The organism is Variovorax sp. PBS-H4, assembly GCF_901827205.1.
Taxonomy (GTDB): Bacteria; Pseudomonadota; Gammaproteobacteria; order Burkholderiales; family Burkholderiaceae_C; genus Variovorax.
The window spans coordinates 5,505,780-5,517,847 of the sequence record NZ_LR594675.1 but is presented as its reverse complement, the minus strand read 5'-3'; the positions used below and the strand labels follow the sequence as shown (position 1 = coordinate 5,517,847).

Genomic DNA, 12,068 nt, shown 5'->3' with positions numbered 1-12,068 from the left:
ACAGCTCGGCGGAGCTTAATCGTATTTCATCGTGTAGATCAGGTCGATGCCGCTTTGCTGTCCGGCCTGGCCGCGCAGCGTGAGCCGGCGCGTGAGGTCGTAGAAGATGAACAGGCTGCCCAACGTGCCCGCGAGGCTGCGCTCGTAGGTCACATAGAAATCCTTGGACAAGCGCTTGCCCACGGTGACAGCCGAATCCTTCACGTCCCCGCCACTGCCTGGGCCCTTGAAGCCGATCTCGTCGAGCCCGAAGCGGCTCGCGAGCCCGCCGCCGGAACTGCCCGAGCCGAGGCGGCCCAGCAGCGCGAGCGCGGCCTGCTGCAGCAGCAGCGATTCCCCGCCGCTGGCGGCCGAGGCGCGGCCCAGCACCACCCATGACAGCGTTTCCGCGTCGGACAGCGCCGGCTCCGAATACAAGCGCACGCGTGGCGATTGCGCGCTCCCGGTGATCTGCACGCCCGCACGATGCGAGATGTTGGGCCGGATGGCGAGGATGTCGAGCGCCGGGTTGTCGTAGGGGCCATTGAAGCGGGCGATGCCGGTCTCCACGTCCAGCCGCTGGCCGTAGGCGCGGTACTGGCCCTTGACGGTGCGCACCTCGCCAGTGATGCGCGGCGGCGCGTTCAGGGCCGTGCTGCGGATCTCGAGCTTGCCCTCGAGCCGCGTCGTCAGGCCGCGTCCCTGCACGGCGAAATCCTCGCCGAGGTCGAACCCTACGGCGATATCCGGCGGCTTCGCCGTTTGCGCCTTGGCGACCTGCGCATCCTCGGTGGCCCTGCGGCGCTGCGCCGCCTCGGCTGTCTCTCGGTCCTTGGCGGCAGAGCGAACCACCACGTCGCTGCCCAAGCCAGGCGCGCTTTCGTCGGGCAGGATGATCACCGCCCGATCGGTCTTGAGATTGCCGCGCACCTTGAACTGCCCGGCGTCCAGCCCAGCCTGCAGATCGCCCGAGAGCGTGACCTGGCGATCGGTGCGCACCAGCACGCGCAGGGCGCGCAGCTGAGCCTGCATGGCCATGCGGATGCCGGTGCCGCTGGCCGGTGCAGCACCCCAGCTCAGTTCCCCGCGCGCCGACAGCGTACCGCCGCCGCTGGCAGCCTCGCTGGCCGCGGTGCTGAGGTTGCCGCTCTGCCCGGGGATGCGCGTGCTGCTGCCGGCGCCGCCTTGAAGACTGAATTCTGTAATCTCGATGCGCTCGCCGGTCAGCGAGGCGCGCAGGCGCCCGTCCCGCAGGTCCAGCCCCTCGACGAGTGCGCGCAGCGCGAGCTGGTCAGCCGACAGGGTGCCGTTCCAGCGCGGCCGCGTGCGGTCGCCCGAGAGTGCCGCGTCAGCCTCGAGCGTGCCGGCCACGCGCCAGCCGGGCGGCGCCAGCATCGACCAGACGCCGAGATTGGGCAGCCGCGCGGTCACTCGTCCTGCGAGCGGGGCATCCGGCGCCCATTGCCAGCCATTGGCGTGCTGCACCACGCTCGTGCTGGCCTCGGCGCGGATCTGGCCGGCGCGTTCGCTGTCCCAGGCCAGGCTCGCGCGCACGCTGTTGCCCTCGGCGTCGATACCCAGTGCGGCTTGGCGCAGGCCGGCCGGCGTGCTGGGGCCTTGCGCGGCCGCATTCATCTTGCGCTCGCTGGCGGCGCCGGTGCCGCGGCTCTCGATGCGGGTGACCAGCGCGGCCTCGCCCGCCTGCACGCGAAGGTCGCCGCTGGCGCGCGCGAGACGGGCGCGCGCACGCAGCGTGTCGCCGGCATCGATGTCCCAGTCGCCGTCGAACAGCAGGTCGCCGCTGATGCCCATCTCGGCCAAGGTCGCGCTGCCGCCGGCCGCCTCGGCCCAGGCCATCGGCAGGCCTCGCACGCGGCCCTGAGAACGCAGTCGAAAGGACCGGTCGGGCGCCGCGCCGCTGTGGCTGTAGCGCAGCGGCTCCCACTCGACGCGCACGGTGCCTGGTGCCGGGCCGCGCAGCGTCGCACCTGCGGCGGAGGCTTCCACCTCGAGGTGACCGGCGTCGCCGCTCTTCAGGGCGATGCCGAGGGCACGTTCCAGCTCCAGCGTCCACGGCCCGGGGCGCTGACTGTCCTGCACCTGCAGCCGCAGGCTGGCGATCGATGCACGCCATTGCTTGGCACGTTCCAGGCCGCCGCTGACGCGTGTGTCGAGGTTGAGCTTCTGCGTACCGCTGAGGGCTTCGCCCTTGAGCGCCAGCGTGGCCTGCGCGAGGCTGCCGGCCAGCTCGGCACGGAGGTCGCGCAGTTGCATCTCCGTCGCCTCGCCGTCGGCATTAGGCGCCAACCTGAGCGCGAGGCGAGGGACCGAAACTGTGGCCTCGACGGTCGGCTCGGCACTGCCGCGCGGCGCTGGCGTACTCGCGTTCTGCAGCCGGCGCTGCACAGCCTGCCAGCCGCCCTTCCACGAAGCGTCGAGTTGGGCGCTGCCTTGTGCGCTGCTGCCCGCGAACACGGCCGAGAGCTCGGGCAGGTTCTCCACCCAGCGTTGGAGGGTGGCGGCCTCGTCGATCCGGGCCCGGAGCTCGCCGCCGCCACTGGCCGGAGCGATGCGGCCCTGCAGTTGTGCGCTGCCGCCGGGCACCACGAGCTTCAGCTCGCCGTTGCCCGCCTGCGCGGCAGCGCGCACCTGCAGCTTGCCTTCGAGGCTCGCGTTCGCCACATCGATGCGCAGCGTGCGCAAATCCAGTACTTCGGATTGCCATTGGCCGCGTGCCACCGCGCGGTCGAGCCGCAGGCCTTTCAGCGCCTTGCTGCCGGCACCTCCTTCGGCTTGCAGTGAAAGGTCGAAGAGCAGTGCGTCGCCGCGCTGCTCGGTCGTGAGGCTGCCACTCACCGGCGCGCCGGCCAGCTCGGTGTGCAGCGCCGCGGGGCGCACGCCGCGCACGCGGGCCCGCGCCTGCCAGGGAGCGGGGGCAGGGCTCCAGCGACCTTCGGCCTCGATGCGGCCGGCGCCGGCGCGCACCGTGGCCTCGGGCAAGGTCCAGCTGGTGCCGTCGAAGCTCGCGCGGGCCTGGACCTGCTCGACGGGCAGCTGGCCCCTGTCCCACGGCCCAGGCTTCGCATTGCGGATATCGACCCGGGCCTGCCATACCGTCGTGCCGGTGGGCGCGCTGCTGTCGGGGCCGGCTTCAATCGCGCCGCTCAGCAGCGTGCTCGGCGCCTTGGGCCACAGCAGGGACGCGTCGAGGTTCTGCAGCTGTGCCCGGGCGTCGATCACCGGCTGCGGCTGCCAGGGCGCGATGTTGGCCTGCAACTGCGCCTCCATGGGCGCTGCGGCGCCGGGATCTGCAGGCTTGAGCTGCGCCGCCACTGCGAGCCGGGCATCGGCCGTCGCGAGCGTGCCCTTGGCGCTGGCCTCGGCCAGCACCTCGATGCTGCGGCCTTCGGCGAGCGGCGCACGCACGCGGCCCTTGAGCGCAACGTCGACCGCCATGGGCGTCGGGCCTTGCAGTGTGACCCTCGCGCCGTAGTGGCCCTGGGCAATGTCCACGCCCTCGACCACGAGCCGATGTTCGCCGTCGGTGTACCGGTAGCTGCCTGCCAGCTTGTCCGCCTGGAGCGCGGGAGGGCCGGCCCAGCGCAGCGTATCGATGCGGAACGGAAGCTCGACTTCCACTGGCAGCACGATGGGCGCCAAGGGCTCGCGCGGCTTGTCTTCCGCTGGCCCCCGGCGTTCGATCAGCAGCTGCGCCGCGTGCACCTCGCCGAGCTGAACCTTGCGCTTCAGCAGGGGCGCCAGCTGCCAGCCGATGGTGGCCTCGTGCACCTCCACAGACAGGCTTTCGCTCTGCCAGCGCAGCCAGCCAATGCGGCCACCGGCCCGCAGCGAGCCGCTGACGTCGCGGCTCTCCAGCGTCTGGCCGATCGGCAGGTAGCGCGCCGCCTGCGCCAGCGCAAAGGCCAGCGACTGGTTGGAGCCCAGCCACCACCAGGCGCCGGCCGTGAGCACGCCCACCAGCAGAACCAGGCTGAGCAGGCTCCATGCCAGCGCTCGCACGACTCGCTGGCCGCGCGGGCGCACAGGTGCAGCGGTGGAGGTTTGCGCGCTCGGCTCCATGTTCAGAACGTGAAGCCCAGACGCAGGTGCAGCCTGAACTTTTTCGTGTCCACGCCATAAGCCAGGTCGGCCTGCACCGGCCCCACCGGGCTGCGCCAGCGCGCCCCGACGCCGATGCCCACCTTGGTCTTGAGATCACCGGGCCGGTCGGCCACCGCGCCGGCATCGACGAAGACCGCGCTCTCCCATTCGGTCAGCTTGCCGCCGTAGACGAAAGGCCGCTGCCACTCGACGCTGGCCACCGTCATGTACCGGCCGGCGACGATCTGGCCATCGCTGCGCTCGGTGCCGATCTGGCGATAGCCGTAGCCGCGCACGGTGGTGTCTCCGCCGGTCAGGAACATCAGTGTCGAAGGGATCTGGGCGCTCTGCCTGGCAGTCACTGCACCGGCCTCGGCACGAAATTGCAGGCGGCTGCTGCGCGCTGCGCTGGCACTGTCATCCGCAGAGGCCCAATCGAGCGGCACGATGCCCAGCCAGCGGCCGTAGATGCGCGTGAAGGGCAGGTGCTCGCCCGTCAGCGTGTAGCCGGCGCCCAGCTCCAGTGCCAGCCCGTGGCCGCGCGTCGGCACGCCGGCATCGTCGAAGTAGCGCCCCGTCCAGCCCCAGTTGACGGACAGTGCCGAGGCGGAGGGCGGCGCATTCACGCCGCGGTTCTGCGCATAGTCGTACTGCAGGAAGTAGTTGTAGTCGATGTGGTCGCTCGACTTGCCCAGGCCGCCGCGCAGCCGTCCGCTGTCGACCTTGTAGCTGCCGGAGGTCTCGTTTTTGAGTTGACCCGCACCGAACCAGCGCCAACCCTTGTCGTCGGGGACGGCGTTCCACTCGGAGCCGAGCGACTTGGTCTCGCGGTCGACCAGGAGCTTGGAAACGGCGCGCCAGCCCAGCAGAGGCATGCGATTGTGGATGTGGTCCACCGACACCCGAGGCCCGCTGTCGGTGGTGAAGCCGACCCCCAGCACCACCTTTTGCAGCGACGCCTCGCGCACCTGGGCGATCACCGGCGCCCACAGGGGGTTGCTGCCGTCGGTGTCGAGCGTGAGGAACACCGAGTCGTAGTAGCCGCTGCTGGCCAGGCGCTGCTGAGCATCGAGCAGCTTCTGCTGGTCGTAGTCGCTGCCGGTCGGCACGCGCGCGATGCGGCGCGCGGCATCGGCGTCGTAGCGCTCGTTTCCGCGTACCTCCAAAGGGCCGAAGCGGTAGGCCGGGCCCGACCGATATTCGACGCGCAGACTGGCCTCGCTCCGGTCGGCATCGATCTCTGCGCGGCTCAGCGCCACGCTGCCGGTTGGAAAGCGCTTGGCCGTGAGGCTGCGCAGCGCGGCCGACTTGGCGTTGTCCCAGCCGAGCTGGGTGAAGGTCTGGCCCGCTCGCAGCGGCCAGTTGTTGCGGATCGCCTCGCGCTGGGCCTCGGCGTCGGCGTCGGCGGCGATCGCTCCGCTGAAGTCGATCTGCACCTGGCGCACCCGCGTGGGCTGGCCGGGATCGACCGTGATTCGCACCTCGCGCGGGGCCTTGGCTTGCGGCGTCTCGTTCAGCTCCAGCGTGAGCGCGGGTGAGAAGTAGCCCAGGGTCGCGAGCAGCTCGCGTGCATTGCCTTCCGCGGCCACCATGAGCCGGGAGAGCTCGCTGGCGCCGAGGTCACCGATCTGCCGATAGTGCTGGATTTCGAGGTGTTGCTCGAGGTACTCGCGCACCGCATCGGGCGCCTGCACCGCGACGCTGAAGGCCTCGCGTGTGCCGGCAGAGGTGTCGCCGCCAACGGGGCGAGCGCCCGAGTCGCCCTCGGCCGGCGCGCTCTTCGGCAGCAGGCTGCAGCCCTGCAGCAGCACAAGGAGGCCTGCACAAAAAAACGCCGGCATCCACGCCGGCGCGAGTGACCGAAACACCCTGAGCATGCGGCCATTCTGACAGCATGCCTGGCCTGGGCTCCGTAGGCGGGAGCCGCGGGCTGCCGCTCAAGCGTAGCCGGCGATCTTTCGTGCCAGGAGCCAGACGACCGGCGGCGTGAGCATGCGCGCGACGGCCTTTGCACGGTCCACACGATGCGTTTTCATGAAGACCGAGGCCGATTCATCGCCGTGCTGCTTGCCGGCCAGCGGGCTGCTGTAGTAGTAGGCCGCGACGGATCGGCGAGGGCGGTCATCCGGCGCCTGCAACGGTTTGGTGTGGCCGTGATAGCTGATGGGGCCGTGCGGCAGCAGGATGGTGCGGCCGAATTCAGGCTGTACCGTGGTGACGCAGCGGTCGTGCTTCTTGTCCCAGAGCTCCAGGCCCGAGCCCCAGTCCGGGTTCCATCCCTTGTTGAGATACGTGATGAAGACCATCTCGTTCTTCAGCCCGAGGTGGCGGTGGCGATTGAAGTCGCGGTGCACGGCAAAGGTCGCACCGGTGCGGCTCTCGTGCAGCCCGCCGCCGAACAGCTTCGGGTCGGCCAGCAGGTAGGGGACACCGGTCAGCGAGGAAAGCCAATCGATGAACCAGCCGGAATGGATAACGTCGAAATACAGCTGCGTTGCCGGGCCCAGCGTCGGGGCGAGCACCGAGCGGCGCGTCGATTCGTAGCGGCTCTTGACCTCGGTCCACGAGGTGCCGGGCTGGGCGTCGAATTCTTCGGCTACCAATTCCAGCAGCGCCGGGTTGAATAGATTCTCCAGTACCAAGTGCGGAAAGGGAGAGGCGGCCATCAGCGCGTTACGCAGGCGCTCCCGCTGTGCAGCGGAGAACAAGGCGCGGTCGACAAGCTCCGTGCGCGGCAGGCGCACGCCGCGGATGCTCACAAAGTCGCTGGGCGGAAACAGTGCGTCCGGGGCTGCCCGGGGCAGCATTTGCTCGAGAACCGGGGCCTCCAACGGCATCGACAGCAGGGCAGACATGGCGCAACACCTCCAGCGGGGGGCACCTTGTCAGAAGGCGCCTTAATTGAATCCTTAGGTGTTAAATGTAACCCCTGGTATTGCAGCTGTGACAACTTTTTTAGCAACTTTTTGGCCAAAGGCCTGGCCTTTTGGCCATATGACCGTCGGAGAAGTACTGTGGGACAGCGCCTACTTGGAGAGCATCCGCATGGCTTCTTCGAGGCCCTTGAGTGTCAGCGGGTACATGCGGTGCGATACCAGTTGTTGCATGACCGCGATACTTTGGCGGTATTGCCAGACTCCCTGCGGCTCGGGATTGATCCAGGCGAATTTCGGGAAGGTGTGGGTCAGCCGCTGGATCCACTCGGCGCCGGCCTCCTCGTTGTTGTATTCGACGCTGCCGCCCGGCTGCAGGATCTCGTAGGGGCTCATGGTCGCATCACCCACGAAGATCAGCTTGTAGTCCTTGTTGTACTTCCGAATGATGTCCCAGGTGGCGAACTTTTCCGAGAAGCGCCGCCGGTTGTTCTTCCACATGAAGTCGTAGACGCAGTTGTGAAAGTAATAGAACTCGAGGTGCTTGAACTCGGTCTTGACTGCGGAGAAGAGCTCCTCCACGCGCTGGATGTGCTCGTCCATCGTGCCTCCCACATCCATCAGCAGTAGCACCTTCACGTTGTTGTGGCGCTCGGGCCGCATCTTGATGTCGAGGTAGCCGGCGTTGGCTGCCGTCTTGTGGATCGTCTCGTCGAGGTCCAGTTCGTCCTCGTGGCCTTCGCGCGCGAACTTGCGCAGCCGCCGCAGCGCGATCTTGATATTGCGCGTGCCCAGCTCCTGGCTGTCGTCGTAATCCTTGTAAGCGCGCTGGTCCCAGACCTTGACCGCGCTCCTGTTCTTGCCCGCGCCGCCGATGCGGATGCCCTGCGGGTTGTAGCCGCCGTGGCCGAAGGGCGAGGTGCCGCCGGTGCCGATCCACTTGCTACCGCCCTCGTGGCGTTCCTTCTGTTCCTCGAAGCGCTTCTTGAGCGTTTCCATGAGCTCGTCCCAGCCCATCTTCTCGATCTTGGCCTTCTCCTCGGCCGTGAACTCGCGCTCGAGCGTCTTGCGCAGCCAGTCGAGCGGCACTTCCTTGGTGAAATCCGTCACCAGTTCGACACCCTTGAAGTAGGCGGCGAAGGCGCGGTCGAACTTGTCGTAATGCTTCTCGTCCTTCACGAGCGCAGTGCGCGAGAGATAGTAGAAGTCGTCGAGCCCGAACGCGTCCTCCGAGTTCGGTCCGACCACGTCGGCCTGCAGCGCCTCCAGCAGGCTCAGGTATTCCTTGACCGACACCGGCAGCTTGGCCGAGCGCAGCGTGTAGAAGAAGTCGATCAGCATGGCGAATCACTCCGGTGTTCGGGACGCGGCTTGTCCAGCAGGTACAGAAGCTGGGCCCGCACCTCGGGCCACTCGCCCGAGCGCAGGCTGTACATCACCGTGTCTCGGATGGTGCCGTCGCGGCGCAGCGCGTGCCCGCGGATCACGCCGTCCTTGCGCGCACCCAGGCGCTCGATGGCGCGCTGCGACGCATGGTTGAAGTTGTCGGTGCGCCAGCCCACCACGTGGCAGCCCAGCGTGTCGAAGGCGTGCGTCAACATCAGCAGCTTGCATGTGGTGTTGACGTGCGTGCGCTGGCAGCGCCGGGCGTACCAGGTGTAGCCGATTTCGACGCGCTTCACCGCGGGCACGATGTCGTGAAAGCTGGTCGACCCGAGCACCGCACCGCTCGCCTGGTCAGTCACGGCGAAGGCGAAGCGGTGGCCGGCCTCGCGGCCTGCGAGCGCCGCCTCGATGTAGCCGCGCGCGTCCTGCGGTTCCGGCACCGAGGTGACCCGAAGCTTCCACAGCTCGCCGTCGGCGGCAGCCGCGCGCAGCCCCTCTTCATGCGCCAGCGCCAGCGGCACCAGTGCGATGCCGCGCGCACTCAGCGTGACCGGCTCGACAAAGGCCATCGGCAGCTCCGCTCAGCGGTTGTGGCGTTGCATGAACACCAGCTTTTCGAACAGGGTCACGTCCTGCTCGTTCTTGAGCAGCGCGCCCACCAGTGGCGGCACGGCGACCTTGTCGTCCTTGCTCTGCAGCGCCTCGAGCGGGATGTCCTCGGCCACGAGCAGCTTGAGCCAGTCCAGCAGTTCGGAGGTGGACGGCTTCTTCTTCAGGCCGGGCAGGTTGCGCACGTCGTAGAAGGTCTTCATCGCCGAGGCGAGCAGTTCCTGCTTGAGGCCGGGGAAGTGCACCGCCACGATGCTCTTCATGGTCTCGGCGTCGGGAAACTTGATGTAGTGGAAGAAGCAACGGCGCAGGAAGGCGTCGGGCAGCTCCTTCTCGTTGTTGGACGTGATGAAGACGACAGGCCGGTGCTTCGCCTGGATCAGCTCGCGCGTCTCATAGCAATAGAACTCCATGCGGTCGAGTTCGCGCAGCAGGTCGTTGGGAAATTCGATGTCGGCCTTGTCGATCTCGTCGATCAGTAGGGCAACCGGCGCATCGGCCGTGAACGCCTGCCACAGCACACCCTTGACGATGTAGTTGTGGATGTCCTTCACTCGCTCGTCACCCAGCTGTGAATCGCGCAGCCGGCTCACCGCGTCGTATTCGTACAGGCCCTGCTGGGCCTTGGTGGTCGACTTGATGTGCCACTGCAGCAGCGGCAGGGCGAGCGAGCCGGCCACCTCTTCCGCGAGCATCGTCTTGCCGGTGCCGGGCTCGCCCTTGACGAGCAGCGGACGCTTGAGCGCGATGGACGCGTTGACCGCGAGCATCAGATCCTGTGTGGCGACGTAGTTGTCGGAGCCCTTGAATTTCATGGATTGCGTAGTGCAGAGAGGGAGGGGATGAGGGACTCAACATTCCATTCATCTGCGTCGCGCAACGCCCGAGTGCCTCACGCACGGGACTGCCAAGAGCCCCCGCATATAATCAAATGTTGACTTGAAAACCAGTTCTCCACGAGATTGTGCGCGCAAAATGAACAAGTTGTTGTCCACGGTATTTGCCCTCGCTGTCGCTTGCGTGACGGTCTCCGTCCAAGCCCAGAAGATCACGGGCAACGCCGAAAACGGATCCAAGAAGGTGGCGATGTGCGTCGGCTGCCACGGCATCATCGGCTACCAGGCCAGCTTTCCTGAAGTCCACAAGGTCCCGATGATCGCGGGCCAGAGCGCCACCTACATCGTCTCGGCCCTCACGGCCTACAAGGGTGGCGATCGCAAGCATCCCACCATGCGCGCCATCGCCGATTCGCTGAGCGAACAGGACATCGCCGACGTCGCGGCCTACTACAGCCAGCTCGGCATGCAGGAAGGCGATGCCCCGCCAGCCGCCGCTGCCAGGCAGCCGAGTGAGCGAATCCAGGCACTCATCTCCCGCGACAAGGACAACGCCTGCACCAAGTGCCACGGCGCCAACTTCAACACGCCGAACGACGGCACCGTCGCCAAGCTGGCTGGCCAGCATGCCGACTATCTCTTCGTCGCCCTCAAGTCGTACAAGACCGAGAAGAACCTGCAGATCGGCCGCTCCAACGGCGTGATGAGCCAGCAGGCCAAGAAGTTCAGCAACGCCGAACTGAAGGAACTGGCCAGCTACATCAGCTCATTGCCGGGCGAGCTCAAGACGGTGCCGGAATCGCGCATCCACCACGCCAAATAAGAAGCGCACGCCACGAAAAAGGCCCGCCGGAAGCGGGCCTTTTTTTGTTCCGTTCGGCCAGTTCGGCCTGTCTGTCTAGACGTCGAAGAACACCGTCTCGTTCGGCCCCTGCATGTGGATGTCCAGGCGGTACGTGACCTGCCCACCGGTCTCGCTGCGCTGCGCCACCAGCGTCTGCCGCCGCTCGGCCGGCACGCTGGCCAGCACCTTGTCCTCGGCGTTGGCCTTCGTCTCGTCGCTGAAGTAGATGCGCGTGAAGGCGTGCAGCAGCATGCCGCGCATCAGCACGATCACGTTGGCGTGGGGCGCCTCGCCAGGCGATTCGGCGCCGGGCTTGACGGTGTGGAACACGAAGCGCTTCTGCGCATCGGTGCCGGTTCCGACGCGGCCGAAGGCACGAAAACCGATCGCCTGTGCGTCTTCCACCGACTGGGGATAGGCGCCGGTTCCATCCGGTTGGCTGATCTCGACCAGCGCATCGTCGATCGGCTTGCCGTCGCCGTCGATCACGCGGCCCTCGATGCGAATGCGCTCGCCGCGCGCGTTGTCCAGCGCGAGCACCGCATCGAAGGGCTGGTCGAAGTCATAGCCATACTGGGTGGCCGTGAGGCCGTACGCGAAGTAGGGGCCGACCGTCTGCGAAGGGGTCTGGCCGAAGTTGGTCTCGAGTGCGCTCATCATGATGCGTTTGTCCTTGTGGTCAGCGGTTCTCGAAAGGGGTCTCGTCGGCGCCACGGAGCACCATGTCGAACACGTAGCCCAGCGCGTACCCCTCTTCGGTGACGTCCAGGCTGAAATCGGCGATGAGCCGGTTGCGCACCTTCTCCGGGGTGCCGGTGATCATCGGGTCGTACTGCAGCAGCGGGTCGCCCGGAAAGTACATCTGCGTCACCAACCGGCTGGCGAAATGCCCGCCGAACAGCGACAGGTGGATGTGCTGCGGCCGCCACGCGTTGGGATGGTTGCCCCACGGATACGCACCGGGCTTGATGGTGAGAAAACGGTAGCGACCCTCGTCGTCGGTCAGGCAGCGCCCCGCGCCGAGGAAATTGGGGTCAAGGGGCGCATCGTGCTGGTCGACCTTGTGGACGTAGCGACCGCACGCGTTGGCCTGCCAGAGTTCCACCAGCGTGTTGCGTACCGGCCGGCGGCGCTCGTCGAGCACCTGGCCGGTGAGGATCATGCGCTCCCCTAGCGGCTCGCCATTCCTGCGCGCGTTGCGGGTCAGGTCGTGGTCCAGCTCGCCGATGCTGTTGTGGCCGTAGACCGGCTGGCGCAGTTCGCCCAGCGACGCCTTCAGCGGGATCAACGGCTGCGTCGGCCCGCGCTTGGCCGTCGACTTGTAGCCGGAGTAGACATAGGACGGATGGCTGGGCCAGTCGCGCGGCGTGAGGGTGGGCAGCACGCCACCTTGAGGGGAATTGCTCATGAACTTGTCTCCGGGTTCGTGGGAATGGCATC

General features: G+C 67.4%; 9 protein-coding genes. 1 reads left to right on the top strand and 8 read right to left on the bottom strand.

The annotated features are described in order from the left end of the window. Positions 1 to 15: 15 nt before the first annotated feature. The 6 genes from E5CHR_RS26375 to E5CHR_RS26350 form a co-directional block, all read right to left on the bottom strand. Positions 16 to 4,059, bottom strand: coding sequence for a translocation/assembly module TamB domain-containing protein (locus E5CHR_RS26375; protein ID WP_162582637.1), 4,044 nt, complete (start codon positions 4,057 to 4,059; stop codon positions 16 to 18). A gap of 2 nt (positions 4,060 to 4,061) precedes the next feature. Continuing rightward, the gene (locus tag E5CHR_RS26370) at positions 4,062 to 5,957 is read right to left on the bottom strand and encodes an autotransporter assembly complex protein TamA (RefSeq protein WP_162582635.1); all 1,896 of its coding nucleotides are present in this window, start codon (positions 5,955 to 5,957) and stop codon (positions 4,062 to 4,064) included. A gap of 60 nt (positions 5,958 to 6,017) precedes the next feature. Continuing rightward, entirely contained in the window at positions 6,018 to 6,935 is a 918-nt protein-coding gene (locus E5CHR_RS26365; protein WP_162582633.1) for a 2OG-Fe(II) oxygenase, read from the bottom strand. 171 nt (positions 6,936 to 7,106) lie between these two features. Further along, the gene (locus tag E5CHR_RS26360) at positions 7,107 to 8,294 is read right to left on the bottom strand and encodes a vWA domain-containing protein (protein ID WP_162582631.1); all 1,188 of its coding nucleotides are present in this window, start codon (positions 8,292 to 8,294) and stop codon (positions 7,107 to 7,109) included. Further along, positions 8,288 to 8,908: a GNAT family N-acetyltransferase gene (locus tag E5CHR_RS26355; protein ID WP_162582629.1), complete on the bottom strand. Its 621-nt coding sequence runs from the start codon at positions 8,906 to 8,908 to the stop codon at positions 8,288 to 8,290. Before E5CHR_RS26355 ends, E5CHR_RS26360 begins: the two co-directional genes overlap by 7 nt. A 12-nt stretch (positions 8,909 to 8,920) precedes the next feature. Then, complete coding sequence (locus tag E5CHR_RS26350; RefSeq protein ID WP_162582627.1) at positions 8,921 to 9,763, bottom strand: AAA family ATPase; 843 nt, start codon at positions 9,761 to 9,763, stop codon at positions 8,921 to 8,923. 160 nt (positions 9,764 to 9,923) lie between these two features. Here E5CHR_RS26350 and E5CHR_RS26345 point away from each other — a divergent pair, with 160 nt between their 5' ends. Further along, positions 9,924 to 10,607: a c-type cytochrome gene (locus E5CHR_RS26345; RefSeq protein WP_162582625.1), complete on the top strand. Its 684-nt coding sequence runs from the start codon at positions 9,924 to 9,926 to the stop codon at positions 10,605 to 10,607. Between the two features lie 75 nt (positions 10,608 to 10,682). Here the strand turns inward: E5CHR_RS26345 and pcaG are convergent, their stop codons facing one another. After that, positions 10,683 to 11,291 (bottom strand): protocatechuate 3,4-dioxygenase subunit alpha, encoded by a 609-nt coding sequence (gene pcaG, locus E5CHR_RS26340; protein WP_162583912.1) that lies wholly within the window; start codon positions 11,289 to 11,291, stop codon positions 10,683 to 10,685. Between the two features lie 16 nt (positions 11,292 to 11,307). Further along, positions 11,308 to 12,036, bottom strand: coding sequence for a protocatechuate 3,4-dioxygenase subunit beta (gene pcaH, locus E5CHR_RS26335; RefSeq protein WP_162582623.1), 729 nt, complete (start codon positions 12,034 to 12,036; stop codon positions 11,308 to 11,310). Positions 12,037 to 12,068: the final 32 nt, after the last annotated feature.